At 73.4% G+C, this 25,671-nt stretch carries 26 protein-coding genes; 12 read left to right on the top strand and 14 right to left on the bottom strand.

The annotated features are described in order from the left end of the window. Positions 1-40: 40 nt before the first annotated feature. Positions 41-1,054, bottom strand: coding sequence for a substrate-binding domain-containing protein (locus BX283_RS31475; RefSeq protein ID WP_101390825.1), 1,014 nt, complete (start codon positions 1,052-1,054; stop codon positions 41-43). Positions 1,055-1,194: 140 nt separating this feature from the next. Beyond that, complete coding sequence (locus BX283_RS31470) at positions 1,195-1,914, bottom strand: GntR family transcriptional regulator (protein WP_101392684.1); 720 nt, start codon at positions 1,912-1,914, stop codon at positions 1,195-1,197. Positions 1,915-2,069: 155 nt separating this feature from the next. On the opposite strand from BX283_RS31470, the gene BX283_RS31465 reads away from it, so the two are divergent. Next, entirely contained in the window at positions 2,070-3,068 is a 999-nt protein-coding gene (locus BX283_RS31465) for a Gfo/Idh/MocA family oxidoreductase (protein WP_101390824.1), read from the top strand. Between the two features lie 17 nt (positions 3,069-3,085). On the opposite strand, the gene BX283_RS31460 is transcribed toward BX283_RS31465, so the two are convergent. After that, positions 3,086-4,297, bottom strand: a complete 1,212-nt coding sequence (locus BX283_RS31460; RefSeq protein WP_101390823.1) for a cytochrome P450 — start codon at positions 4,295-4,297, stop codon at positions 3,086-3,088. A 95-nt stretch (positions 4,298-4,392) separates the two neighbouring features. Between BX283_RS31460 and BX283_RS31455 the strand changes: the two genes are divergently transcribed. Continuing rightward, a complete protein-coding gene (locus BX283_RS31455; RefSeq protein WP_143676505.1) occupies positions 4,393-5,169 on the top strand; it encodes a hypothetical protein in 777 nt (258 codons plus the stop codon). A gap of 37 nt (positions 5,170-5,206) precedes the next feature. On the opposite strand, the gene BX283_RS31450 is transcribed toward BX283_RS31455, so the two are convergent. The 5 genes from BX283_RS31450 to allB all read right to left on the bottom strand — a co-directional run bounded on the left by BX283_RS31450 (position 5,207) and on the right by allB (position 11,077). After that, positions 5,207-6,385 (bottom strand): cytochrome P450, encoded by a 1,179-nt coding sequence (locus BX283_RS31450; protein ID WP_101390821.1) that lies wholly within the window; start codon positions 6,383-6,385, stop codon positions 5,207-5,209. 26 nt (positions 6,386-6,411) lie between these two features. Next, the gene (locus BX283_RS31445; RefSeq protein ID WP_101392683.1) at positions 6,412-7,092 is read right to left on the bottom strand and encodes a response regulator transcription factor; all 681 of its coding nucleotides are present in this window, start codon (positions 7,090-7,092) and stop codon (positions 6,412-6,414) included. Then, on the bottom strand, positions 7,089-8,321 hold the full coding sequence (locus tag BX283_RS31440) for a sensor histidine kinase (protein WP_101390820.1): 1,233 nt from the start codon (positions 8,319-8,321) through the stop codon (positions 7,089-7,091). Before BX283_RS31440 ends, BX283_RS31445 begins: the two co-directional genes overlap by 4 nt. 283 nt (positions 8,322-8,604) lie before the next feature. After that, positions 8,605-9,726 carry an allantoicase gene (gene alc, locus BX283_RS31435; protein ID WP_101392682.1) on the bottom strand — a complete coding sequence of 374 codons (1,122 nt, stop codon included), beginning with the start codon at positions 9,724-9,726 and terminating at the stop codon, positions 8,605-8,607. 13 nt (positions 9,727-9,739) lie between these two features. Continuing rightward, positions 9,740-11,077, bottom strand: a complete 1,338-nt coding sequence (gene allB / locus BX283_RS31430; protein WP_101390819.1) for an allantoinase AllB — start codon at positions 11,075-11,077, stop codon at positions 9,740-9,742. A gap of 349 nt (positions 11,078-11,426) precedes the next feature. Between allB and BX283_RS31425 the strand changes: the two genes are divergently transcribed. Continuing rightward, positions 11,427-12,227 (top strand): IclR family transcriptional regulator, encoded by an 801-nt coding sequence (locus tag BX283_RS31425; protein ID WP_101390818.1) that lies wholly within the window; start codon positions 11,427-11,429, stop codon positions 12,225-12,227. 158 nt (positions 12,228-12,385) lie between these two features. On the opposite strand, the gene BX283_RS31420 is transcribed toward BX283_RS31425, so the two are convergent. Together BX283_RS31420 and BX283_RS31415 are read right to left on the bottom strand one after the other, a co-directional pair. Then, complete coding sequence (locus BX283_RS31420; RefSeq protein ID WP_101390817.1) at positions 12,386-13,075, bottom strand: ABC transporter ATP-binding protein; 690 nt, start codon at positions 13,073-13,075, stop codon at positions 12,386-12,388. Beyond that, positions 13,072-14,109 carry an ABC transporter permease gene (locus tag BX283_RS31415; RefSeq protein WP_101390816.1) on the bottom strand — a complete coding sequence of 346 codons (1,038 nt, stop codon included), beginning with the start codon at positions 14,107-14,109 and terminating at the stop codon, positions 13,072-13,074. Before BX283_RS31415 ends, BX283_RS31420 begins: the two co-directional genes overlap by 4 nt. A 133-nt stretch (positions 14,110-14,242) precedes the next feature. On the opposite strand from BX283_RS31415, the gene BX283_RS31410 reads away from it, so the two are divergent. From BX283_RS31410 to BX283_RS31390, 5 genes are all read left to right on the top strand, one after another. Further along, on the top strand, positions 14,243-15,412 hold the full coding sequence (locus BX283_RS31410) for a sensor histidine kinase (protein ID WP_101390815.1): 1,170 nt from the start codon (positions 14,243-14,245) through the stop codon (positions 15,410-15,412). Continuing rightward, positions 15,409-16,050, top strand: coding sequence for a response regulator transcription factor (locus tag BX283_RS31405; protein ID WP_101390814.1), 642 nt, complete (start codon positions 15,409-15,411; stop codon positions 16,048-16,050). The genes BX283_RS31410 and BX283_RS31405 overlap by 4 nt, the downstream gene beginning before the upstream one ends. An 84-nt stretch (positions 16,051-16,134) precedes the next feature. Continuing rightward, positions 16,135-16,461, top strand: coding sequence for a hypothetical protein (locus BX283_RS31400; protein WP_101390813.1), 327 nt, complete (start codon positions 16,135-16,137; stop codon positions 16,459-16,461). A 9-nt stretch (positions 16,462-16,470) separates the two neighbouring features. Next, positions 16,471-17,283, top strand: coding sequence for a papain-like cysteine protease family protein (locus BX283_RS31395; protein ID WP_101390812.1), 813 nt, complete (start codon positions 16,471-16,473; stop codon positions 17,281-17,283). Between the two features lie 9 nt (positions 17,284-17,292). Then, positions 17,293-17,871 (top strand): hypothetical protein, encoded by a 579-nt coding sequence (locus tag BX283_RS31390; RefSeq protein ID WP_101390811.1) that lies wholly within the window; start codon positions 17,293-17,295, stop codon positions 17,869-17,871. Between the two features lie 67 nt (positions 17,872-17,938). On the opposite strand, the gene BX283_RS31385 is transcribed toward BX283_RS31390, so the two are convergent. Beyond that, positions 17,939-18,448, bottom strand: coding sequence for a universal stress protein (locus BX283_RS31385; RefSeq protein ID WP_257583974.1), 510 nt, complete (start codon positions 18,446-18,448; stop codon positions 17,939-17,941). Further along, positions 18,445-18,576, bottom strand: a complete 132-nt coding sequence (locus BX283_RS41770) for a hypothetical protein (RefSeq protein WP_257583973.1) — start codon at positions 18,574-18,576, stop codon at positions 18,445-18,447. The genes BX283_RS31385 and BX283_RS41770 overlap by 4 nt, the downstream gene beginning before the upstream one ends. A 121-nt stretch (positions 18,577-18,697) precedes the next feature. On the opposite strand from BX283_RS41770, the gene BX283_RS31380 reads away from it, so the two are divergent. Further along, on the top strand, positions 18,698-20,185 hold the full coding sequence (locus BX283_RS31380) for a PLP-dependent aminotransferase family protein (protein ID WP_257583971.1): 1,488 nt from the start codon (positions 18,698-18,700) through the stop codon (positions 20,183-20,185). Positions 20,186-20,347: 162 nt separating this feature from the next. Here BX283_RS31380 and BX283_RS31375 read toward each other — a convergent pair whose 3' ends face one another. Then, positions 20,348-20,656: a DUF5955 family protein gene (locus tag BX283_RS31375; RefSeq protein ID WP_101390808.1), complete on the bottom strand. Its 309-nt coding sequence runs from the start codon at positions 20,654-20,656 to the stop codon at positions 20,348-20,350. A 152-nt stretch (positions 20,657-20,808) separates the two neighbouring features. Here BX283_RS31375 and BX283_RS31370 point away from each other — a divergent pair, with 152 nt between their 5' ends. The 3 genes from BX283_RS31370 (at position 20,809) to BX283_RS31360 (ending at position 24,561) form a co-directional block, all read left to right on the top strand. Beyond that, complete coding sequence (locus BX283_RS31370; protein ID WP_101390807.1) at positions 20,809-21,417, top strand: NTP transferase domain-containing protein; 609 nt, start codon at positions 20,809-20,811, stop codon at positions 21,415-21,417. 238 nt (positions 21,418-21,655) lie between these two features. Next, on the top strand, positions 21,656-23,275 hold the full coding sequence (gene aceB / locus BX283_RS31365; RefSeq protein WP_101390806.1) for a malate synthase A: 1,620 nt from the start codon (positions 21,656-21,658) through the stop codon (positions 23,273-23,275). Positions 23,276-23,355: 80 nt separating this feature from the next. Continuing rightward, a complete protein-coding gene (locus BX283_RS31360) occupies positions 23,356-24,561 on the top strand; it encodes an FAD-dependent monooxygenase (RefSeq protein WP_101390805.1) in 1,206 nt (401 codons plus the stop codon). Between the two features lie 4 nt (positions 24,562-24,565). Here BX283_RS31360 and BX283_RS31355 read toward each other — a convergent pair whose 3' ends face one another. Further along, a complete protein-coding gene (locus tag BX283_RS31355) occupies positions 24,566-25,537 on the bottom strand; it encodes a fibronectin type III domain-containing protein (protein WP_101390804.1) in 972 nt (323 codons plus the stop codon). Between the last annotated feature and the right edge of the window lie 134 nt (positions 25,538-25,671).

Below are 25,671 nucleotides of genomic sequence, written 5' to 3'. Positions count from 1 at the left end.
CCGGCCGCCCAAGTATGGGTCACGTGAGGTCGGCGGCGGATCATCGGGTACCGCGAGCGGTGTACTTCTCCAGCGCGGGCACGTCCTTCTCGGTGACGATCGCGGGGCCGGTGAGGACCGGCCTGCCGCCGCCGATCACATTGCCGTTGGTCTTCTGGAGCCACAGTTCGTCGACCGCCAGATACCCCTGGAGGTAGGGCTGCTGGTCGACCGCGAAGCCGATCTCCTTGGCCTTGAACTGCTTGATCACGGCGGCGTTGAGGTCGAAGGTGTCGACCTCGGCGGAGCTGCCCGCGTCGCCCTTGGCCTTGACCGCCGCGGCCGCGATCGGCGCGCCGAGCGTGACCACCGCGTCGATGGCCGTTCCCCCGGAGCCTGCCTGGAGTTTCGCCTCGATGGAGGACGTGGCGGCGGGCGTGTTGGTCCCGTCGACGTTCAGGTTCTCGACCGAGCCCTTGAACGTCTTCTTCACCCCGGCGCATCGCTCCTCCAGCGACACGTTGCCCTGCTCGTGGATCACGCAGACGGCCTTCTTCTTGCCGTTCGCGTTGAGCTGCTCGCCGACCGCCTCGCCGGCGACGCCCTCGTCCTGCCCGATGTGGCCGAGCGCGCCGAGCTTTTCGGAGTACGGGGCACCGGAGTTGATGGTGACGACCGGGATGCCCGCGGCGACCGCCTTCCTGACGACGTCCTGGACGGCCTGGGGCTTGGCCAGGGTGACCACGATCCCGTCGACCTTCTGGTCGATGGCCGCCTGGACCAGCTGCGACTGCTGCTGGCCCTCCTTGTTGGCCGAATAGAGGAAATCGACGTTGTCCTTGGCGGCGGCCTGTTTCGCGCCGCTCTGCACGATGTCCCAGAAGGTGTCGCCCTCGCCCGAATGGGTGATCATCGCGATCTTCATCCGGGGTGTGGAGACCCCCTTGCCGCCGGACGCGCCGTCCTTGGTCTTCTCCTCGGAACTCTTGCCGCCCGAGCTGCTGCATCCGGCGACCGTGAGTGCGAGGGCCGCGACGACCGCCGTCGCCGTGGCCGCGGTGCGGGGTATGCGCATGGGGTCCGCCTTCCGTCCCGGCCGCCCGGTGGCGGCACGTGAGTTCTAGCGGCGGGCGCGCGACCCCGTCAATACTTTGTCCGAACATTCTTACGTGATGTACGCATGCGGCGTACGAGCACGGCGTACGGGCCGCGCCCTCACGGCCGTACGAGCAGCTGGAACTCGAAGGCGTACCGCGACGCCCGGTAGACGTGCGCGGCGAACTCGACCGCCCGGCCGGTGTCGTCGAAGGTGGTGCGCTGCATGGTCAGCAGCGGCGCGCCCTCGGCCTCGGCGAGCAGCTCCGCCTCGGCGGCGGTGGCGGCCCGCGCCCCCACCGACTGCCGGGCGCTGTGCAGCGTGATCCCCGCGCCGCGCATCAGCCGGTACAGGCCGGTGGCCTCCAGGTGCTCGGTGTCGAGCGCGAGCAGCCCGGTCGGCAGGTGGTTGCGCAGCCGGGCCATCGGCTCGCCGTGGGCGTACCGCAGCCGCTCCACCAGATGGACGTCGTCGCCCTCGGCCACACCGAGCGCCGCCGCCACCTCCGCGGTGGCCGGTTCCACGGTGTTGCGCAGCACCTTGGTGGCGGGCTTCTGCCCGGCCGCCTCCAGGTCGTCGTAGAGGCTGCTCAGCTCCAGGGGGCGCTTGACCTGGCTGTGCACCACCTGGGTGCCGACGCCCCGGCGGCGCACCAGCAGGCCCTTGTCGACCAGGGCCTGGATGGCCTGGCGGACGGTGGGGCGGGACAGGCCGAGGCGGCCCGCGAGGTCGATCTCGTTGCCGAGGAGGCTGCCGGGCGTGAGGGTGCCCCGCTCGATGGCCGCCTCCAGTTGCTGGGACAGCTGGAAGTAGAGCGGGACCGGGCTGGTGCGGTCCACGCTGAGCTGGAGCGGCACGGCGGGATCCGGCACGGTTCTGGGCTGCTTGGACACGGGGTGAGCGTAGTGCGCGGGCCATGTTGACGGGAAGTCGTGAAGTCTGATTGTCAGGACAAACTCTTGACAGGACGAACGGGCACCGTCACCTTTTGGCCATGCGTATCGGACTCATCGGAACGGGACGTATCGGCTCCTTCCACGCGGAGGTGCTGGCCCGCCATCCCTCGGTCACCGAGCTCGTCGTCGCCGACGCCGACCCCGCGCGGACCGCCGAAGCGGCGGCGCGGACCGGGGCCGCGGCGGCCACCGTCGACCAGCTCTTCGCGGGCGGGCCGGACGCGGTGGTGATCGCCTCGGCGACCGCCGCGCACGCCGGTCTGATCGCCCGGGCGGCCCGGGCCGGGCTCCCCGCCTTCTGCGAGAAGCCGATCGCCCTCGACCTGGCCGGGACGATGGCGGCCCTGGACGAGGTGGAGAGCGCGGGCACGGTCCTCCAGATCGGGTTCATGCGGCGCTTCGACGCCGGGTACGCGGCGGCCCGCGAGCGGGTACGGGCCGGCGGGCTCGGGCGGCTGCACACCGTACGGGCGGTCACCGCGGACCCGGCGCCGCCGCCCGCCGCGTATCTGCCGCTCTCCGGCGGCCTCTACCGGGACTGCCTGGTCCATGACTTCGACAGTCTGCGGTGGGTGACCGGCCGCGAGGTCGTCGAGGTGTACGCGACCGGCTCGGACGCCGGGCCCGCCATGTTCCGCGAGGCGGGCGACGTCTCGACGGCCGCCGCCCTGCTCACCCTCGACGACGGCACCCTCGCCACGGCGACGGCGACCCGGTGCAACGGGGCCGGGTACGACGTACGCATGGAGCTGGCCGGGGACGTCGACCAGCTGGCGGTGGGGCTCGGCGAGCGCACCCCGCTGACCTCGGCCGAGCCGGGAGCTCCCGGGCCCGCCGGGAAGCCCTGGCCCGGTTTCCTGGAGCGGTTCGCCCCCGCCTACCGGGCCGAGCTCGACGCCTTCGTCCGGGTCGTGCGGGGCGAGCTGGCGAACCCCTGCGACGGCCGGGAGGCGCTGCACGCGCTGCGCGTCGCGGAGGCGTGCGAACGCTCACGGCACGAGCGCCGCCCGGTCGCCGTCGCGGAGTTCACCGACTGACACTCACGCGGAGGCGCTCACCAGCGCACCGGCAGGCTCTCCGGGCCGCGCACCAGCATTCCCGAACGCCAGGTCAGCGCCGCCGGATGGATGTCGAGCGCCAGGTCGGGACAGCGCTCCAGGAGCGAGCGGATGGCGATCCGCGCCTCCAGGCGGGCCAGCGGCGCGCCCAGGCAGTAGTGGATGCCGTGCCCGAACGCCACATGGCCGCGCGCGTCGCGCCGGATGTCGAAGCGGGACGGCTCGGGGTAGCGGGCCGGGTCCCGGTTGGCGTCGGCCATGGCGACCAGGACCAGCTGCCCGCCGCCGGGGACGACCGTGCCGCCGATGTCGACCGGCTCGGTGGTGAAGCGGTACGTCGGGGTCTCGACCGGGCCGTCGTAGCGCAGCATCTCCTCCACCGCGTTGCCGATCAGCCCGTCGAAGTCCTGGCGCAGATCGGCCAGTTGCTCCGGGTTGCTGAGCAGCGCGAGGACGCCGTTGGAGATCAGGTTGACGGTCGTCTCGTGGCCCGCGACCAGGAGCAGCCAGGCCATGCCGAGCAGTTCGGGGCCGGAAAGGCGGTCGCCGTCCTCGTCGGAAGTGGTGATCAGCGCGCTCATCAGGTCGTCGCCGGGCCGCTCGCGCTTGCTCTCCAGGAGCGCGGTCAGATACTCCGACATGGCCTTGGCCGCCGCCATCCGGTCGGCGAGGGCGGGCGCGGAGACCGAGGTGTTGGACCACTCGCGGAAGCTGTCCTGGTCGAGGGCGGGCACCCCGAGCAGCTCGCCGATGACGGTGATCGGCAGCGGGAAGGAGAGCGCCTCGACGAGGTCCGCCCTGTTGTCCGGCCGCCTGAGCATCGCGTCCAGCAGCGCGTCGGTCGTCCGCTGGATGCGCGGGGCGAGCAGCTCGACCCGGCGCGGGGTGAACTCCCGGGTCACCAGCTTGCGCAGCCGGGTGTGGGCGGGGGCGTCCGAGCTGAGCATGGTGGTGCCGGAGGCTATGTGCCGCACCCCCAGGTCGGGTGCGGCGTTGCGCCACTCCTTGGACAGGCGCGGGTCGGCGAGGGCCGCGCGGGCCGCCTCGTAGCCGACGACGAGCCAGGCGTCGGCGCCCTCGGGCATCCGGACGCGGTGCACCGGGCCGCGCTCGCGCAGCCCGGCGTAGACGGTGTAGGGGTCGCGGGTGAAACCGTCCCCGAGAGCGGCGAGATCGACGACGGCGTCCTCAGTGGCTTCGCTGGTCAACGCGGGTCCTTTCAGGGCGTCGTGACGGAGCGGCTCACCCTAACTCTCCAGTAGGTTCGGGGGCTTCTACCCTGGTCGCAGCGAGGGGAGGCGCGGTGCTGAGGCATTGGTGGTTCATGGGGGTGCTGCGTCCGGGCAGGCCCGCGCAGCGGACGCGGGAGCCGTCGAAGGAGGAGCAGCAGCGGGTCCTCGACGAGTGGCAGACGGCCCGCGAGCGCCTGGAGCGGCTGGTGTCGGCCCGGGTCACGGCCGTCGGCGACGTGCTGCGGGCGGCCGAACTCCCGGTCAGGCCGGGCGGTGCGGACGCGCCGAGGCCCGGCGGGGACGCCCAGGACGGGCACGACTACGCGTGGGTGCTCGACGCCTTCCAGGCCGCGGGCAAGCTCCTGGACGAGGCGGCCGACCTGCCGGACCTGGCCGCCGCGGCGGTCCTGGCCGAGCGCGCCCTGGTCCGGTTCGCCGCGCTGCACGCCCGCCGCGCGGGCCGTCCCGCGCCCAGGCCGCCCGAGCGCTGCTACTACAACCCGCTGCACGCGGCGGCCGAGAGCGGCGGGCCGCCCGCGCGCAAGCAGCACCGGCAGCGGGCCCGGCGCCGGACCGGGCCGCGCGAGGCGGCGGCCGACCGCCGTCCCGCCTGCCCGTCCTGCCGCAAGGCGATCCTGGCGGGCCAGCAGCCGGACGTGCTGCCCGCGCTCGTACCGGTCAAGGTGTCCCGGCTGCGCACCGCGCGGATGCTGGTGCCGTACTACTCGGTGCCGCAGCAGTGGTCACTGTGGTCGGTTTCGGTGTGCGGCGCCTACGGCGACGAGTGGCCGGGCCTGGTGCTGCGCGGCGAGCACCGGCGCAGGGCGGCGGCCGCCCGCAAGGCGTGAGCACCGGGCGGGCGACGGGGGGTTCAGAGACAGGCTCTCACCAGCGCACCGGCAGATGGCGCACGCCCCGGATGAGCATCCCCGGCAGCCACTCCAACGGCCCATCATCCAGGGCGAGTTCGAGGTCGGGGGCGCGCTCCAGGAGCGTACGGATCGCGATGCGGCCCTCCATCCGGGCGAGCGGGGCGCCCAGGCAGTAGTGGATGCCGTGCCCGAAGCCGAGGTGGCTCTGCGGGGTGCGGTGGATGTCGAAGCGGTCCGGGTCGGGGTAGCGGGCGGGGTCGCGCCCGGCGGAGGCGAGGGCGACGAGGACGGGTGCCCCGGCCGGGATGACCGTGCCGCCGCACTCGACGGCCTCCTTGGTGAAACGGTACGTGGCCGTCTCCACCGGGCCGTCGTAGCGCAGCATCTCCTCGATCGCGCCGTCGATCAGCCCGTCGAAGTCGGCGCGCAGCGCGGCCAGTTGCTCCGGGTGCGCGAGCAGCGCCCGTACTCCGTTGGAGATGAGGTTGACGGTGGTCTCGTGGCCCGCGACGAGCAGCAGGAAGGCCATGCCGATGAGCTCGTCCGGGGACAGCTTGTCGCCGTCCTCGTGCCGGGTGCGGATGAGCGCGCTCATCAGGTCGTCGGCGGGAGCGGTGGCGCGCTTGTCCTCGATGAGCTGCACCAGATAGGCGCCCATCTCCAGCATCGCCGCGCCGTCGTTCCGGGTGGGGGCGACGGCCTCGTTGGAGAGCCTGCGGAAGGTCTCCCGGTCCAGATCGGGCACGCCGAGGAGTTCGCAGATGACGGTCATCGGCAGCGGGAAGGCGAACGAGTCGACCAGGTCGGCCGTGCGGCCGGGGGCCGCCAGCATGGTGTCGAGCAGCCCGTCGGTGATCTTCTGGACGCGCGGGCGCAGCGCCTCGATGCGGCGCGGGGTGAACTCGCGGGCCACCAGCTTGCGCAGCCGGGTGTGCTGCGGCGGGTCCGAGTCCAGCATGTTGGCGCTGACCGCGGTGAACTCGTAGTCCCCTTCGGCGATCGCCCGCCAGTCCTTGGAGAAGCGGGCGTCGGCGAGCGCGGCCCGCGCCTCGTCGTGTCCGACGATCAGCCACACCTCGTCCGTCTCATGGGTGCGGACGCGGTGCACCGGCCCCTCCGCGCGCAGTTTCGCGTAGTACGGATACGGGTTGGCGGTGAAGTCCTCGTGGTCGCGCAGATCGACGAGCGGCATGCGGTGTTCCCCTCCCGTTGTTCGATTCAGCGTACGTCGCCGTCCTCGTCGAGCAGCCCGGCGTCGTGGACGAGCAGCGCGATCTGGACACGGTTGTTGAGGCCGAGCTTGGCGAGCACGCGCGAGACATGGGTCTTCACCGTCGGCACGCTGAGGAAGAGGGCGGCGGAGATCTCCGCGTTCGACTGGCCCCGGCCGACGGCGACGGCCACCTCCCGCTCCCGCTCGGCGAGTCGGCCGATCCGGGCCCGGGCCCGGGCCGTCCGGTCGCCGGAGCCCTCCGGTGCGCCCGCGACCCGGTGCATCAGCTGGCGGGTGACGGCCGGGGAGAGCACCGGCTCGCCCGCCGCCACCCGGCGTACGGCGGCGACGATCTCGGCGGGCGCGGTGTCCTTCAGGACGAACCCGGCGGCGCCCGCGCGCAGCGCCCGTACCACCTGCTCGTCGGCGTGGAAGGTGGTCAGGACGATGACCTCGGGGGCGTCGGGGCGGGCGCGCAGGGTCTCGGTGGCGGTGAGCCCGTCGACGTTGGGCATCCGGATGTCCATCAGGACCACGTCCGGGCGCAGCCGGTCGGTCAGCTCCTCGACCTGGGAGCCGTCGGAGGCCTCCCCCACGATCTCCAGGTCGTCGGAGCCGCCGAGCATGAAGGTGAGTCCCGCGCGGACGAGGGGGTCGTCGTCGACGACCAGGAGCCGGATGGTCATGGGGGCCACGGTAGCCAGGCGCGGACCTCGAACCCGCCACCGGGCGTGTGCCCGTGCTCCAGGCGGCCGCCCGCGAGCGTGGCGCGCTCGGTCAGCCCGATCAGCCCCTGCCCCGACCCGGGCACCTTCGGTACGTCGCCGACGGGCGCCGGGTTGCGCACCTCGACGGTGAGCCCGTCGCCCGGGCTGCCGGTGACGGTCACCGTGACCTCGGCGCCGGGCGCGTGCTTGCGGGCGTTGGTGAGGGCTTCCTGGGCGATGCGGTAGGCGTTGCGCCCGGTGGCCGCCGGGACGCCGTCCGGATCCCCGATCCGGCTGTCCAGGGTGACCTTCATCCCGGCCTCGCGGGACTCGGCGACCAGCGCGTCCAGGGTCGCGAGCGTCGGCTGGGGGCGGTCCTCGGCCCCCTCGTCGGGGCTGCGCAGCACGCCGATGATCTGGCGCAGGTCCTGGAGGGCCTCGTGGGCGCTGTCGCGGATCACCCCGGCGGCGCGGGCGACTTCGGCCGGGGGCGCGTCCGGGCGGAACTCCAGGGCGCCCGCGTGCACGCTGAGCAGGGTGAGCCGGTGGGCCAGCACGTCGTGCATCTCACGGGCGATGGCCTCGCGGGCGAGCCGCTGGGCGTTCTCGGCCCGCAGCGCCGCCTCCGCCTCGGCGCGCACGGCCCGCTCGCGCAGCGCCACGACGAGCTGGCGCCGGGCGCGTACGAGCATGCCCCAGCCGGTGGAGAGGAGGACCATCACCGTGCCGGTGATCGCGTTGGCCAGCAGGCTGGTGTGCGGGTCGGGGCGGACCACCGGCTGGACCACGGCGCTGGCCAGGGCGGCGGCGCCGACGAGCGCGACGGCGGGCTTGAGCGGCCGGTGCACGGCCAGGCTGAACAGGGCGACGAGCAGCGCGCCGGAGGCGACCGGCACCACGATGGTGACGGCGACCAGCACCGCCGCGAGCCCCACGGGCCACCGCCTGCGCAGCCAGACCGCGCAGCAGGCGAGGGCCCCCGCCAACTGGTCGACGGCCTGAAGGGTCTCGGGGTAGTCGGACGCCTGGTTCATGGCGTCGGCGGCGAGCACGCCGATCAGCGCGGCGCAGAGGAACGCGCAGGTGTCGACGACCCAGTCCCGTACGGTACGGCGCGGCCCGCGCCCCTCGGAGCGGTCGCCCGGCAGCTCGGGGGCGACGACGGCGGAGGGCAGCAGCCAGCGGTATTCGGGACCAGCGCGGTTCATACCACCCAAGCTACGCAGGTCAGGGGCGGTAAGGCAGGTTCCGCCGGGGGCGCGCTACCAAAGTCGTACGGGTCGCGACTTTCGGCTGCGGGTTGTCTGTGGCTGGTAGCGCAGTTCCCCGCGCCCCTAAAAGCGCCCCTTCGGGGCGCCCAGGGGATTGCCGCGCAGCGGGATTCTCAGGGGCGCGGGGCTGTGACATTTGCGGCTCCGCCGCGTGGGCGCGACCAGTTGGGGACGGCCCGCAGCCGAATCACCGGCACCCCAGCGGAGCGCCCCGGTGTCGTCAGCCGCCCAGCTCCTGGTGGCGGGCGTTCAGCCGCGCCGCGCCGTCGCTCGTGAGCGAGCCGAACAGACGCAGGCGGGAGATGCCGCCGTCGGGGAAGATGTCGACGCGTACATGCGTGGCCACCGCGGGGGCGTCCAGCACGAACCGGTGGTTGGTGTCGGGCTGGAGGCGGGTGCGGGGCAGGACCTCGCGCCACTCGCCCGACTCGCCGTCGCGCACGGAGAGCGCCGCCCAGCCCGCCGAGTTGCCCTTGAGGTAGGCGGTGTCGATCTCGACCGCGCGGATCTCGGACTGCGCCGCCAGCCGGTAGCGGATCCAGTCGTTGCCCTTGTCGCGGCGGCGGCGGGTCTCCCAGCCGTCGTCCATCTTGCGGGAGCGGCCCGGCTGGATGGTGTTGGTGGCGGGCGAGTAGAAGCGGTCCGAGGCGTCCTCGACCTGGGCGCCGTTCTCCAGCGCCGCGAGGTCGAAGGTGCCGAGCACGGCGAGCCACTGCGGGTCCGGGGCGACCTCGCCGTAGACGCGCAGCCGGGCGATGCCGCCGTCGGGGTGCTGGTTGACGCGCAGATGCGTGAAGCGCTGCTCGACGTCGACGGCGAACCCGTTGGCCGCGTGGCCGCCGACCGCCGTACGCGGTACCAGGGTCACCCACTTCACGTCGTCGGCGAGCAGGTCCTCGGGCGACGGGGAGCCCGCCACCGAGGTGGCCTCGACGGAGACGGCCTGCGGGTAGTTGCCGCGGAAGTGGGCGGTGTCGACGACGATGCCGCGCACCACCCCGGGGGCGCCCAGGCGTACCAGCGCCCAGTCGTGGTCGTCGTCGGTGGGGTGGGGCACGGCGGCCGAGACGCCGCGGCGGCGGCGGGTCTCCCAGCCGTCCATGATCTTGCCCTTGTGGCCGAAGTGCTCGGGGTCGAACTCGGCGGCGTCGGGCTTGAGGAGGTTCTCGCGCTCGGCGAAGAACTCGTCGTTGGCGGCGATGACGCCCGCGCCCAGGCGCCGGTCGGCGAGGTCGGCGTACCGCGTGAACGGGAAGTCGGCGGTGCGGTAGTCCGCGTACGGGTCGCCGCCGCCGTAGGGGCTGGCGTCACCGGTGAAGGAAGCCAGGGGAATCGGATGCAGTTCGCTCACGGTTTCAGTTGTTCCTTTCGAGCAGGCGGCCGGTGGGCTCGGTGAGGGTGCCGTTCTCCTGGATGCGCTCGCCGCGCAGCCAGGTCGACTTGACGACACCGTGCAGGGTCTTGCCCGCGTACGCGGTGACGCGGTTGCGGTGCTGGAGCTCCGCCGGGTCGACGGTGAAGGTCGCGTCGGGGGCGAGCACGGCGAAGTCGGCGTCGCGGCCGGCCTCGATGGCGCCCTTGCGGTCCAGGCCGACCAGTCCGGCGGTCGCGGACGACATCCAGCGCACCACGTCCTCCAGGGTGTGGCCGCGTCGGCGCGCCTGAGTCCAGACGGCGGACAGGCTCAGCTGGAGGCCGGAGATGCCGCCCCAGGCGGTGGCGAAGTCCTCGGTCTTGAGGTCGGCGGTGGACGGCGAGTGGTCGGTGACGACGCAGTCGATGGTGCCGTCGGCGAGCGCCGCCCACAGCAGGTCCTGGTTGGCGGCCTCGCGGATCGGCGGGCAGCACTTGAACTCGCTCGCGCCGTCCGGGACTTCCTCGGCGGTGAGGGTGAGGTAGTGCGGGCAGGTCTCGACGGTGAGCCGGACGCCCTCGCGCTTGGCGGCGGCGATCACCGGCAGCGCGTCGGAGGAGGACAGGTGCAGGATGTGCACCCGGGCGCCGACCCGCTTCGCGGCGGCGATGAGGGACTCGATGGCGGTGTTCTCGGAGACGCGCGGGCGGCTGGCCAGGTAGTCGGCGTACTTGGGACCGGGCGTCTGCGGCGCGGCCGCCAGCTCGTGCGGGTCCTCGGCGTGCACGATCAGCAGCCCGTCGAAGCCCGCGATCTCGGCGAGCGACCGGGCCAGCGCCTCCTGGTCGAGCTCGGGGAACTCCTCGACGCCGGAGGGCGACAGGAACGCCTTGAAGCCGAAGACGCCGGCGTCGTGGAGCGGCCGCAGGTCCTTGACGTTGCCGGGCAGCGCGCCGCCCCAGAAGCCGACGTCCACGTGCGCCTTGGAGCGGGCGACCTCCTGCTTGACGCGGAGGTTCGCGACCGTGGTGGTGGGCGGCAGGGAGTTCAGCGGCATGTCGACGAGGGTGGTGATGCCGCCGGCCGCGGCGGCGCGGGTGGCGGTCCAGAAGCCCTCCCACTCGGTGCGGCCCGGGTCGTTCACGTGCACATGGCAGTCGACGAGACCCGGCAGCAGCACGTCGTCGCCGAAGTCCTCCAGGCGAGCCCCGGCGGGCACCTCGGCGTCGTACGGCAGTACGGCGTCGATCACCCCGCCGGCGACGGCGACCGAGGCCGGGCGGGTGCCGTCGGGCGTGATGACGCGCGACGAGCGCAGTACCAGGTTGACGTCGGACACCCGAGCCCTCACTTCCGCGGTGGAGCGCACATCCACGAGGGAATCGGGGAATCGTTCCCTCAGCGGAGTGCATCGAGCAAAATTCAACGAACTGTTGAAGGAGTCTTCACGCCGATCAGGGAGCCGTCAAGGGTCTCCCGGGTCCGGTGGCGGCCGACGGCGTGGGTCTTGGAGGTTTCCACAGAATGGAATTAGACTTTCACTTCCCAGAATGTAGCTATCGCCACGGGGTGCCCCACCGGAACGGACAAACTCACTCTGACCGGCAAGGACGCCCTACGTACGCACTGTACGGCGAAGAACACACAGGTAGGCTGCTGCCTCGCCTGCCAGCTGAAAGGACCGCGCCGTGCCGACGTCCAGCGCCAGCACCACCGACGCCTCCAAGCCATCCGCCGCGAGCGGTGGTGTCCAGTCCCTAGAGCGCGCCTTCGACCTGCTGGAGCGGATGGCCGACGCGGGGGGCGAGGTCGGCCTCAGCGAGCTCTCCGCCAGCAGCGGCCTCCCTCTGCCGACCATCCACCGTCTGATGCGCACGCTGGTGGCCTGCGGTTACGTACGCCAGCAGGCCAACCGGCGGTACGCGCTGGGCCCGCGCCTGATCCGCCTCGGCGAGTCCGCCTCCCGGCTGCTCGGCACCTGGGCGCGGCCGTATCTGGCCCGCCTGGTCGAGGAGACCGGTGAGACGGCGAACATGGCACTGCTCGACGGCGACGAGATCGTGTACGTCGCCCAGGTCCCCTCCAAGCACTCCATGCGGATGTTCACCGAGGTGGGCCGACGGGTGCTGCCGCACTCCACGGGCGTGGGCAAGGCGCTCCTCGCGCACACCCCGCCGGAGGAGGTACGGGCGCTGCTCGCCCGCACCGGTATGCCCGCCGCGACCGAGAAGACGATCACCACGCCCGAGGGCTTCCTCGACGCGCTGGAGCAGGTGCGGCACGCGGGGTACGCGGTCGACGACAACGAGCAGGAAATAGGAGTCCGCTGCCTCGCGGTGCCGGTGCCGAACTCCCCCACCGCCGCCGCCATCTCCATCTCGGGCCCGGCGGGCCGCGTGACGGAGGCGGCGACGGAGAAGATCGTCCCGATCCTGCAGGGGATCGCGGAGGAGCTGTCGGCTGCGCTGGCGAACACGGGGCAGGGCTGAGCGCGTTTCGGCTGAGCGCTTCGGGTGCGGGCCGGTGGAGGGCTGGTCGCGCAGTTCCCCACGCCCCTCAAGTGCGCCCCTCCGGGGCGCCCAAGGGATTGCCGCGGAGCGGCATTCTCAGGGGCGCGGGGAACTGCGCGACCAGCCACCGACAACCGTCAGCTCACCACGCGCCCCACCCCCACCCTCCCGTCCGCCATCTCCACCACGTGATCCACCCGCGACAGGTGAGCCACGTCATGGGTGACCAGCACAGTGGCCGTACCCCGCTCCCGGGTGAGCCGGACCAACAGGTCCAGCACAGACGCCCCCCGCGCATGATCGAGCGCACTGGTCGGCTCGTCCACCAACAGCACCGACGGCGAGTTCATCAGCGCCCGCGCGATGTTCACCCGCTGCCGCTGCCCCCCGGACAGCTGATGCGGGCGCCGGTCCGCCCGGTCGGCGAGACCGACCGCGTCCAGCAGATCGAGGGCCCGCGCCCGGGCCGCCCCGGCACCCCGGCCCGCCAAGTGCGCCATCACCTGGAGCTGCTCGGCCGCCGTCAGCGAAGGCAGCAGGTTCGGCTGCTGGAAGACGATCCCCACGCGCTCGCGCCGCAGCGCCGCCCGCTCGGCCGCGCTGAGCTCCCCCGTCTCGGCCCCGGCGAGCACCACCCGCCCCCGGTCGGGCGCGATCAGCGTCGCCGCCACCGCGAGCAGGCTGGACTTGCCCGACCCGGACGGCCCGACGCACGCCGTCAGCGTGCCGGACGGCACGGCAAGGGACACCTCGTCCAGCGCGGTGAGCCGCCCGTCCCCGTCCGGGTACGTCAGCGTCACACGGTCGAGCAGCAGCGGCGCGGTCATCGGGCACTCCCCAGCGCGGTCAGCGGGTCGACGGCGGTGATCCGCCGGATGGACAGGGCGGCGCCGAGCACGCCGAGGCCGATCAGCACGAGCGCGGGCACCAGCGTGGTCCGTACGTCGAGCACGAACGGCACGGCGTCCTCGACCAGCCCGCCCACCGCCGCCGCGAGCCCCGTCCCGGCCGCCGTCCCCGCGCACAGCATCAGCACGGCCTGCCCCAGCGCGTCCCGCAGCAGATAGGGCGTGGACGCGCCGAGCGCCTTGAGGACCGCGATGTCCCCGCTGCGCTGGATCGTCCACACGGTGAAGAACGCTCCCACCACCAGCGCCGAGATGACGAAGAGGAAGCCGCGCATCAGCTGGAGCGAACCGTTCTCGGCCTTGTAGGACGGCAGCGCCGAGAGCGCGCCGTCCGGGGTACGGGTCGTGGTGCCCAGGGCCCGGTCCGCCGCCGCGAGGTCCACACCGTCGCCGAGGGTGAGGGCCACCACCGTGGCCGGGGCCCCGGGGGCGAGCGCCGTCCAGACGACCGGGGTGTGGCTGTAGGAGTCCTCACCGCGCACCGCCGAGACCGTCAGCGCCCGCCCGTTGACGACGACCGCTTCCCCGGCCGCCGCCCGCAGCTTGTCCGCCGCGCCCCGCGAAAGCACCACGGCCCCCTCCCGTACCGCCGCCAGACCCGAGCCGGGGCGGACCGCGAACACCGACACCGCCTCGGTCCGCTCCCCCGCCTTCGCGTTCACCGTGGAGATCGCGATCGGCTCGGCGCCGCGCACCCCGGACACCCGGCCCCATCCCTCCCAGACTGACGGGCCCAGCACCGAGCTGGTGAACGACACCGCCCGGCCGCCGGGCGGCGCCGCGAAGGCGAGCCGGTCGGCGGGCAGGCCCACCACGGCCGAGGTGTTGTCCCGGGCCAGCCCGGCGGTCAGCCCGGACAGCAGGCCGACGAGCAGGGTGATGAGCACCACCACCGTCCCCATCAGCGCGAACCGGCCCTTGGCGAACCGGAGGTCCCTCCATGCGACGAACATGGCTCCAGCCTCGCGGCCCGGGCCCGCCGGGACATCGCGCCACAGCACACATCGACCGGATCGAAGGACGGACGCGCACATCAAACTTTCGGTTGACCGGGCCCGGGCCGTGCCCGCTTACGCTGGAAGACCTATGGACCCCCGCCCCCACACCCCGGTCGCCCGGCTGCTGCGCCTGTGTCTGCACGCGCTGCTCGCCGGGCTGCTCGCGCTCGTCGCGGCCCGGTCGGTGAGCGAGGCGACGGCCCTGGCCGCCGTGGGCGCGATGGCGGCGGTGTACGCGGCGGGGGTGCTGACGCCCGCCGTGCGGCCCCGCACCCGCGCGGGGGCCGCCTGGCTCGGCGGGCTCTGCGCCGTCTGGCTGGTGCTGCTCGCCCTGTCGCCGGACGCCCTGTGGGTGGCCTTCCCCCTCTACTTCCTCCAGCTGCACCTCCTGTCGCGGCGCTGGGGCCTGCCCGCCGTGGCGGCGACGGCGGGCGCGGCCATCGCGAGCTTCCTGCTCCACGGCGAGCAGGTCACGCCCGGCACGTTCATCGGACCGCTGCTCGGCGCGGCCGTCGCGGTGGCGACCGTCTTCGGCTACGACGCGCTGTACCGGGAGAGCGAGCGCCGGCGCGAGCTGATCGAGGAGCTGGTGTCGACCCGCGCCGAGCTGGCCGAGGCGGAGCGCGCGGCGGGCACCCTGGCCGAGCGCGAGCGCCTCGCCCGGGAGATCCACGACACGCTGGCGCAGGGCCTGTCCTCCATCCAGCTCCTGCTGCGCGCCGCCGAGCGCGCGCTCGCACCGGACGACCCGGCCCGTACGCATGTCGAGCAGGCCCGTGCGGCCGCCCAGGACAACCTGGCCGAGGCCCGCCGGTTCGTCCGGGCACTGACCCCGCCCGGTCTGGAGCGGGCCTCGCTGCCCGGCGCCCTGGAGCGGCTGTGCGCCTCGACGCCCGGCCCCGCCGTGCAGTTCGGGGTGAGCGGCACCCCGGTCGAGCTGCCCACGCCGTACGAGGTCGCGCTGCTGCGGATCGCCCAGTCGGCGCTCGCCAACACGGTCCAGCACGCGGCGGCCGGGCGCGCGGAGATCACGCTCAGCTTCATGGACACCTCGGTGGCACTGGATGTCGTCGACGACGGCAAGGGCTTCGACCCGGGCCACGAGCGCCCCTCCGGCACCGGCGGCTTCGGGCTCCCCGCGATGCGGTCGCGGGCCCGTTCGCTCGGCGGCACCCTGAGCGTCGAGTCGGCGCCGGGCCAGGGCACGGCGGTCGCGATCACCCTGCCGCTGCCGGTGCGGGAAGGGAGTGCCGGGTGAGCACCGAGCCGATCAGACTGCTGCTCGCCGACGACCACCCGATCGTCCGGGCGGGGCTGCGGGCCGTCCTGGACACCGAGCCGGACTTCACGGTGGCCGGGGAGGCCGCGACCGCCGAGCGGGCGGTGGAGCTGGCGGCCTCGGGCGGCTTCGACGTGGTGCTGATGGACCTTCAGTTCGGCGCCGGGATGCACGGCTCGGCCGCCACCGCCGCGATCACCGCACGGCCGGGAGCGCCCCGCGTGCTCGTCCTCACCACGTACGACACGGACGCCGACATCCTGGCGGCCGTGGAGGCGGGCGCGGCCGGGTATCTGCTCAAGGACGCGCCGCCGGAGGAGCTGGCGGCCGCCGTGCGGACGGCGGCGGCCGGGCAGTCGGCGCTCGCCCCGGCGGTGGCGCACCGGCTGATGGACCGGATGCGCACCCCGGCCGAGGCTCTCACCCGCCGTGAACTGGAGGTGCTGCAACTGGTCGGCGACGGCCTCTCCAACCTCCAGATCAGCAAGCGGCTCTTCCTGAGCCAGGCGACCGTCAAGTCCCATCTCGTGCATATTTACGCAAAGCTGGGAGTGGAGTCGCGCACGGCGGCGGTCGCGGCGGCCGGCGCGCGCCGGCTGATCCGGCAGCCGGGCTGATTTCCTCTACGCTCACGCGTCACGGCCGACGCGGAGGGGCATGGATGCGGCATGTGTCCGGCCTGAGCCGCGCGGAGGCACCGTATGCCACAGACAGCCCGCCAGTACTGGTGGAACCTGCAAGGACGCACCAGACTCAACTTCAACTGGGGCATCATCAACCACGACTCCACGGTGATCGTCACCGCGTCCGAGTACAGCGTGGACAACAACGATCCCCGGCACAGCCCCCGGTTCGTCGGCGCCGCCACGATCACGGTGGAGAACATCAGCCCGCACTCACCGCCCTACGACCCCAACCACGGCGTCACGTTCACGGTCAACGTGGAGTGGGGCGCGCCGCTGCACATCGTCACGGACATCACGGTCCTGGACGGCCCGCCGGTCGCCATCGAGTACCAGAACGGCTGAGGGGGGCCGATGCCGCGTACCGCACGCCAGTACTGGGCCGGCCTCCAGGGCCGTACCGCGCTGAACTTCAACTGGGGCATCATCGACCACGACTCGACGGTCGTGGTCACGGTCTCCGAGTACAGCGTCGACCCCAACGACCTCAAGCACAGCCCCCGGTTCGTGGGCGCGGCGCCGGTGCGGGTCAGCAACATCAGCCCGCACTCCCCGCCGTACGACCCCAACCACGGGGTGAGCTTCGTGGTCACCGTCGACTGGGGCGCTCCGCTGCACATCGTCACCGACATCACGGTCCTGGACGACAAGCCGGTCTACCGGCTGTGGGACGGCGGCCGCCTCGCCTTCGCGATGCAGCGCCAGCAGCAGACCAACTGGTGCTGGGCCGCCGTGTCGACCAGCATCGCGCTCTTCTACAACGCGGGCAGCACCTGGACCCAGTGCGCGGTGGCCAACTCGCAGACCGGGCGCACCGACTGCTGCGGCGGCGGGGCGAGCGGCGCGGGCTGCAACTCGCAGCAGCCGCTGGACAATCCGCTCAGGATCGTCGGCCACCTGGACCGGATGGTCACCAACCGGGTGGACTTCGCCACCGTCGAGTCCGAGATCAAGGCGGGCCGCCCGCTCTGCGTGCGGATCGGCTGGTCGACCGGCGGCGGGCACTTCCTCACCGCGATGGGCGTGGACGCGCCGCTGAGCGGCTCGGACGCGATCGTGGCCGTCGACGACCCGATCTACGGCCGGTCCGACCAGGTCTACAACACGCTCGCGACCAGCTACCAGGGCAGTGGAACCTGGACCCACAGCTACTACACCCGGGCATAGGGACGGACCATGGCGCTTCAAGTACCGCAGCCACCCCAGGAGTCGCGCTCGGCCGCCGAGGCCGGGGTCGAGCTCCTCGCGGGCCTCGGCCGGGTCCGCACCGCCACGCTGCTGCCCGCCACGGCCGACGAACTCCGGCTCGCGCATCCGCTCCAGATGTACGTGATCGGGCTCGGCGATCTGCCCGGCGGCCTGGACCGGGCCCGGCCGGTCGCCTGGCGCTATCTCGTCCAGCACGACTCGGGCCCGGTGGCGCTCGCCGAGACGGTACGGGACGAGGCGGGCGGCCATGTCTTCAGCCAGCTCAACTACGGTCCCTTCGTGGCCGGGACGGCGGCCGCGCTGGCGGCCGCCGGGCGTGAGCCGGGCGACGCGGAGGTGCGGCTGCTGCACCTGCCCGCCGTCCATCTGATCGCCGTCTGGCTGCACTCGCCCGGCTCGGACACCCTGGTCCCGGCGGCACCGCCCCCGCCGGGCGTCGAGGCGAACCGCCCGTACCCGGCGGCCGAACTCCTCCGGTCGCTCGCCCAGAGCGCGCCGCAGGACGTGCTGCCGCCGGAGGCGGAGGACGACCGGGGCGGCGGCTGACGCCCCTCAAGACGCGGCGGCTGACGCCCTTCGAGGCACCGCCCGTGAGCCCCCGGCCGCCGGGGGCTCACACCCGCAGCGCGAAGTCCTGTGCCGTCGCCCGGCGCAGCTCCCGGACCGCACCCCTGGGGGCGCGCGGCGCCGGCACGGTCAGCAGCGGGCACTCCGCGTGCCGCAGCACGTACCGCCGCGCCCGGGGCCGCCAGGCCCGCGTGCGCGCGCCCACCACCAGCAGGTCGTCCGGCCGGTGCGCGACCGTGCACAGCGCGGGCCCCGGCCGCCCGCGCACCGCCGCCTTGCGGACCTCGACGCCCGTCGGCAGCCCGCCGAACGCGTCCGCGAAGGCCTCGTCGAGGCGCTGCCGCGCGTCCCGCTCCCAGTGCGCCGCCCACGCCGGGTCGGGGTGGCGCAGATACAGGTACTCGCCCTCGGGCGGCTCCCACGCGATCACCGCGACCAGTCTCCGGCCGCTGCGCCGCGCCTCCTCGGCGGCCGCGCGCAGGGCGGCCAGACTGCCGAGCGACCCGCTCACGCCCACGACCACCCGCCCGGGGCCCGGCCCGCCCTGCCCGTTCACCTGTCCCGCCCCTTCCACGGCCGAAGGGCCCACAGCCGGCCGAGGGAGAGGGGCCGGTGCCCCTCCTCGCGGCGCCGCTGCATCTCCCGCTCGAACCGGTCCGTCACCGTGCCCGTCCCCGTGCCCATGACCGTCGCCTCGCCCTGCATGGTTCTCGCCCTCTCCGGTCGTTCCAGACCAATGCGCTGACACCTCCGGAGTCTGTAGGGTGATTGGCCTGGACAGCAGGGCCAATCCAAGGGAGTTGGTATGGCAGGGATGGGAACGGTCCACTCCTTGGGCGGAGTGGCCGAGAGCAGCCGGACCCTGGGCAGCCGCCAGCTGGCCACGCTGGTCGCCGCCACCGCCGGGGAGCGCCCCGGCTACCGCGCGCTCGCCCAGGGCATCCGGACCCTCCTGCTGGACGGGCGCATTCCGCTGCACACGAGGCTGCCCGCCGAGCGGGAGCTGGCCGGGGCGCTCGCGGTGAGCCGGGCCACCGTGACCGCCGCGTACGACCTGCTGCGCGAGGGCGGTTATGCGCTGAGCCGCCGGGGCGCGGGCACCTGGACCGAGCTGCCGGCGGGCCGGCGCCCGGCCAATGTGGCCAGCTTCCCGGACGGCGCGGACACGATCGACCTGGCGATGGCGGCCCCGGCCGCACCGGAGGCCGAGTACGCCGAGGCGCTGGCGCTCGCCGGGGCGCGGCTGCCCGGCCATCTGCGCACCCCCGGCTACCACCCGCTCGGCCTGCCCGAGCTGCGCGCGGCCGTCGCCGAGCGGTACACCCGGCGGGGGCTGCCGACGCTCCCCGACCAGATCCTGGTCACCACCGGCGCCCAGCAGGCCCTCTCCCTGGTGATGGGGCTGCTCGCACGCCCCGGCGACCGCGTCCTGGTCGAGAGTCCGTCGTACGCCAACGGCCTGGACGCGATCCGCTACGCCGGGCTGCGCATGACGCCCGTGCCGGTGACGGACGACGGCTGGGACGGCGAGCTGATGGAGTGCGCGCTGCGGCAGACCGCGCCCCGGCTCGCGTATCTGATCCCGGACTTCCACAATCCGACCGGCGCGCTGATGGAGACCGACCAGCGCGCCCGGCTGCTGCGCTCGGCGCGCGCCACCGGCACCTGGCTGCTGGTCGACGAGACGATGGCGGAGATGGCGCTGGACGTTCCGGCGCCCGCCCCGTTCGCCTCGCTGGCGCGCCACGGCGAGGGGGAGCAGGTCGTGACGGTCGGCTCGCTGAGCAAGACGCACTGGGGCGGGCTGCGGATCGGCTGGGTGCGGGCGGGTTCGCGGCTGATCACCGAGCTGGCGGCCACCCGGATCCACCGGGACATGGCGTCCTCGGTCCTGGACCAGCTGGTGGCGATCGAGCTGCTGCCCGGTATGGACGAGGTGCTGGTGTCACGCCTGGCCCAGATGCGCGAGCGCCGCGCGGCCCTGGCGGACGCGCTGGCCCGCCACTTCCCCGAGTGGCGCTGGCAGTTGCCGCCGGGCGGTCTGACGCTCTGGGTGGACCTCGGCCGCCCGATCGCGGGCGCGCTGTGCGAGGCGGCGCTGGGCCATGGGGTGCGTCTCCAGGGCGGGGCCCGTTTCGCGGCGGACCCCGGCACGCACGAGCACCGCTTGCGGATTCCGTACTGCATGCCGCCGGATGTGACCCGGGAGGCGGTCCGTCGTCTCGCGGCGACCCTGTCCGCGGGCCTGCCCACGACCCTGCGGGAGCCGGAGCGCCCGCACTGGGTGGCGTAGCCACTTTCTGGATCTGCCCGGTGTTCGTCTGCGGGCCGTCCCCAACTGGTCGCGCAGTTCCCCGCGCCCCTCAGATGCGCCCCTTCGGGGCGCTCCTTCAGGGGCGCGGGGAACTGCGCGACCAGCCACCCACTCAGCCGCAGACAAAGGCCGGGCAACACGTCAGCGCGGCGGCTCGCCGAATAAGTCGACCGCCTCCCGGACCCCCTTCACCGCCACGGACAGCGCGCTCACCGACCCGATCGACCCCGCGATCAACAGCAGCGAGCGCCGCAGGCGCGGGACCTCCGGCGCCCCGGACACCGCCATCGCGTCCAGCGCCGCGAGCTCGTCCTCCGCGACGGCCCGGTCCGGGAACTCCCCGGGGTACCCCGCCAGCTCCCGCCGCAGCCGCGCCACGGCGACCCGCAGCCCCGCCACCCTGGGATCCGCACTGCCGGTCACAGGCGCCTGCTCCACGCGTCGCAACAAAATTCCTTCCCCACGCACATCTTCGTGCAGGTGCTCACAGCCCGTCAGCGAAGGTCAACTGACGGGAGTTGCGGGCCAGTTAACGCCATCGCGCCCGGCGCGCGCCACCGTGTGGACGGAATTCGGCGGGCGCATTCGGTATACGTGGGGCCATGACACCTCCGACGAAGGACGAACCGCAGGTCGTGGGCCTGCTGCTGGCCGCGGGCGGCGGACGCCGCCTCGGCGGCCGCCCCAAGGCTCTGTTGACGCACCGGGGCCGCCCCCTGGTCGAGCACGCGGTACGGGTGCTGCGCGAGGGCGGCTGCACCACCGTGCACGTGGTGCTCGGCGCCGCCGCGGACGAGGTACGCGCCCGCGCACACCTCGACGGCTGCGTGCTGGTCGACAACCCGGAGTGGACCGAGGGCATGGGCTCCTCCCTGCGCGCGGGCCTCGCCTCACTGGCCGGGACGGGGGCGGGCGCCGCCCTGGTCAGCCTCGTCGACCAGCCCGGCATCGGCGCGGAGGCCACTAGACGCGTCCGGGCCGCGTACCGCTCCCCGGCCTCGCTCGCGGCGGCCTCGTACGACGGACAACGCGGCCACCCCGTGCTCTTCGGCACCGACCGCTGGCAGCCGATCGCGGCGAGCGCGCGCGGCGACCGCGGGGCGCGCGCCTATCTCGCCGAGCACGAGGCGGAGATCACGCTCGTCGAGTGCGGTGACGTGGCCGAGCCGTACGACATCGATACAGCGGCGGATCTCGGGCGCCTGGACTGATCCTCCGGTACACCTGGAGTGAACACGGTGGCACCGAGCGCCACGGTCTGTCGACCCGGAGAATCTCGATATCAACAAACCATTGAACTTCCACCATGAGGAAACTAGTATCCACTGTTCAGAAGCGCCCGATTGATTGAGACGGCGCCCCCAGTCGCATTCCGGGGTCCTGGCACTGAGTGCCTTTTCTGACTTCCGGCGGCCGGTGAGGGCACCGCCCGCGAAGGAGTGACAGCACATGTCCGCACCAGCGCCGTCCCCGCTGGCCATCGTCGACGCCGAGCCCCTGCCCCGGCAGGACGAGGTGCTCACCGACGCGGCCCTCGCGTTCGTGGCCGAGCTGCACCGGCTGTTCACGCCCCGCCGTGACGAGCTCCTGCTCCGCCGCCAGGAGCGCCGCGACGAGATCGCCCGCACCTCCACGCTGGACTTCCGCCCCGAGACCGCCGCCGTGCGCGAGGGCGACTGGAAGGTCGCCCCGGCCCCGGCCGCGCTGAATGACCGCCGGGTCGAGATCACCGGTCCGACCGACCGCAAGATGACCGTCAACGCCCTGAACTCGGGCGCCAGGGTCTGGCTCGCCGACTTCGAGGACGCCTCCGCTCCCACCTGGGAGAACGTCGTCACGGGCCAGCTCAACCTGATCGACGCGTACGAGCGCAGGATCGACTTCACCGACCCGAGGTCCGGCAAGTCCTACGCGCTCAAGGACGCGGGCGAGCTCGCCACCGTCGTGATGCGCCCGCGCGGCTGGCACCTGGAGGAGCGCCACCTGCGCTTCGACGGCCGCCCGGTCCCCGGCGCCCTGGTCGACTTCGGCCTCTACTTCTTCCACAACGCCAAGCGCCTCATCGAGCTCGGCAAGGGCCCCTACTTCTACCTCCCCAAGACCGAGTCGTACCTGGAGGCCCGCCTCTGGAACGACATCTTCGTCTTCGCGCAGGACTACGTCGGCATCCCGCAGGGCACGGTCCGCGCCACCGTCCTGATCGAGACGATCACGGCCGCGTACGAGATGGAGGAGATCCTCTACGAGCTGCGCGACCACGCCGCCGGGCTGAACGCGGGCCGCTGGGACTACCTCTTCTCGATCGTCAAGAACTTCCGTGACGGCGGCGCCAAGTTCGTCCTGCCGGACCGCAACGCGGTGACCATGACGGCCCCGTTCATGCGCGCGTACACCGAACTCCTCGTCCGCACCTGCCACAAGCGCGGCGCGCACGCCATCGGCGGCATGGCGGCCTTCATCCCGTCCCGCAAGGACGCCGAGGTCAACAAGGTCGCGTTCGAGAAGGTCAAGGCCGACAAGGACCGCGAAGCGGCCGACGGCTTCGACGGCTCCTGGGTCGCCCACCCCGACCTGGTCCCGATCGCCATGGCCTCCTTCGACGCGGTCCTCGGCGACAAGCCGAACCAGAAGGACCGGCTGCGCGAGGACGTCTCGGTGGCACCCGGCGACCTGATCGCCATCGACTCCCTCGACGCCAAGCCCACCTACGACGGGCTGGTGAGCGCCGTCCAGGTCGGCATCCGCTACATCGAGGCCTGGCTGCGCGGCCTCGGCGCCGTCGCCATCTTCAACCTGATGGAGGACGCGGCCACCGCCGAGATCTCCCGCTCGCAGATCTGGCAGTGGATCAACGCGGGCGTGGTGTTCGAGAACGGCGAGCTCGCCACCGCCGACCTGGCCCGCAAGGTCGCGGCCGAGGAACTGGCCGCGATCCGCGCCGAGATCGGCGAGGAGGCCTTCGCGGCCGGCCGCTGGCAGCAGGCCCACGACCTGCTCCTGAAGGTCTCGCTCGACGCGGACTACGCGGACTTCCTGACGCTGCCCGCGTACGAGCAGCTGGTCGGCTGACCCACCGTCACACCACGCGGGGCCGGGGCGAATCCGTCGCCTCCGGCCCCGCGCCGGGTCCGCCCTGTCAGAATGAGCGGATGTTACGTGGAGGCAGGGTCGCCGTAGTCGGCGGCAGTATCGCCGGGTGTGCCGCGGCGCTGGCCGCGCACCGGGGCGGCGCGGCGGAAGTCACCGTCTTCGAACGGGCCTCGGGCCATCTGGCGGACCGGGGCGTGGGACTGGCCATGCACAACGACCGGTACGCGGAGCTGGAGGCGGCCGGTTATCTGGACGCCACGATGCCGTGGCTCCAGCTGGGCCGCAGATGCTGGTACGTGAAGGACGGCTCGGCGCCGCTGGGCCGCCGAATCGGGGTGCTGCCGTTCCCGTTCCGTACGTACAACTGGGGACCGCTGTGGCACGAGCTGCGCGGCCGGGTCCCCGAGTCGGCCGACTTCCGGTCCGGGACGACCGTCGGCGCGGTCGAGACCACCCCGGACGGCGTGGAGCTGGAGACAGGGTCCGGCAGCGAGCGGTTCGACCTGGTGATCGGCGCCGACGGCTACCGCTCGGCGGTGCGCACGGCCGCGTGCCCCGAGGTGCGGCCCCGATACGCGGGCTATCTGGCCTGGCGGGGCGCCTTCGAGGCGGACCGGCTGATGGCGCCGGAGCTGTGGCCCGACGAGGACTGCGTGTACGCCGTGTTCCCCGGCGGGCACGTGATCATCTACCGCATCCCCGACGGCCGGGGCGGGCTGCGGGTCAACTGGGTGCTCTACACCGCCCCTCCCCCGGACCTCGACCTGCGCTTCGACAACCCGACCAGCCTGCCGCCCGGCACCCTGGCCGCGACCCTGCACCTCCGGCTCGCCCACATCGCCGACACCCGACTCGCCCCCTACTGGGGCCAGTTGGTGCGCACGACCACCGCCGACGAGCTCTTCGTCCAGCCGATGTACGACTTCAGCGCGCCGCGCTACGCCACCGGCCGGCTGGTCCTCGCGGGCGACGCGGCGACGGTGGCCCGCCCGCATACCGGCGGCGGCGCGGTCAAGGCGCTCCAGGACGCCACCGCCCTGGAGTCCTGCCTCACCGCCGCACCCGACTGGCAGGCGGCGCTGCGCGCTTATGACACGGGCCGGGCCGCGAGCGGCCGGTCCATGGTGGAGCTGGGCCGACAGCTCGGCGTCGGCCTCGTGGAGCGGACGCCCGACTGGAGCGCGATGGACCAGAGCGGGCTTGAGAAGTGGTGGCAGCAGGCGGACGGCTCGGGCGCGTTCGGCGGCCGTCGGCTCAACTCGTAGCCCTTCAGCCGCCGATGACGACCGTGCGCTGGGCCGAGAAGTCGCCCCACTTCCCGTCGGGCAGCCGGGCGCGGAGTTTGACGCTGTAGCGGGTGCCCGGCTTCTCGGAGGAGACGGTGAGGCTGTACGACGCCCGGCCCGGGGGCGGCGCCGCGCCGAACACGATGGTGGTGGTCAGCCGTCCGTCGAGGAAGAGCTGGTACGAGGTGACCGGGCCGCCCGTGTCCGGCGGGAGCCAGGACAGCTCGACGGTCGGCACCCCCGCCACCTTCCCGTAGCGCGCGGCCAGTTCGGCGGGCGCGGTACTCGCGGGCGCGCCCGGCGCCGACGCGGTGGTCAGGTCCACGGCATCGCTGTCCGGCGAGGAGTTGTCGGCGGCGTCCCGCGCCCGCACGGTGAAGGTGTAGACGGTCCCGGGCCGCAGTCCGGTGACCCGGGCGCTGGTCGCGCGCCCGGGGACGCTGTGGATCCGCACGTCCTCCTGGTAGATGTCGTACGAGGTGACGCCCACGTCGTCCGTCGCCCGCCGCCAGCTCAGCGTCGCCGCGCGGCTCCCGTCGGCCCGGCCCCGCAGCGCGCCCGGCGCGGTCGGCGGCCCGTGGTCGGCGGGGCTCGGGGCGGGCGTGGTGACGGCGACGGGGGCGCTGGGGGCCGAGAGGTTCCCGGCGGCGTCGCGGGCGCGGACGGTGAAGCTGTAGGCGGTCGCCGGGGCGAGCCCGTCGACGTCGACCATGTGCTTCTCGCCCGGCACCGCCTTGACCCGGGTGCCCCGCTGGAGGACCTCGTAGCCGGTGACGCCCTTGTCGTCGACCGACGCCTCCCACATGACGTGCACGGAGGTGGCGCTGCTCGCCTGCGCGGTCACCCCGCCCGGCACGGTCGGCGCCCGCCCGTCCCGCTCGTCGGCAGTGGCCGAGCAGGCGGCGATGACGAGGGCGGAGCAGACCAACAGGGCGTATCCGGTGGGGCGTTGCACAGCCGGGCCTCCCTCCGTACGAGATGGTCCAGACCTATATCGCACAGGTGGCGGCGCTCGGCAAGGGGTCCGACGGCTCGGGTGGCGCATCCCGGAAACGAGTTCGGCCGGAGGCGATGAGTTCCCGTCGCCGG

The sequence above is a fragment of the Streptomyces sp. TLI_146 genome, assembly GCF_002846415.1.
Lineage (GTDB): Bacteria > Actinomycetota > Actinomycetes > Streptomycetales > Streptomycetaceae > Streptomyces.
Note: the sequence above shows the minus strand (reverse complement) of the source record. Positions and strands in the feature narration are given on the sequence as shown.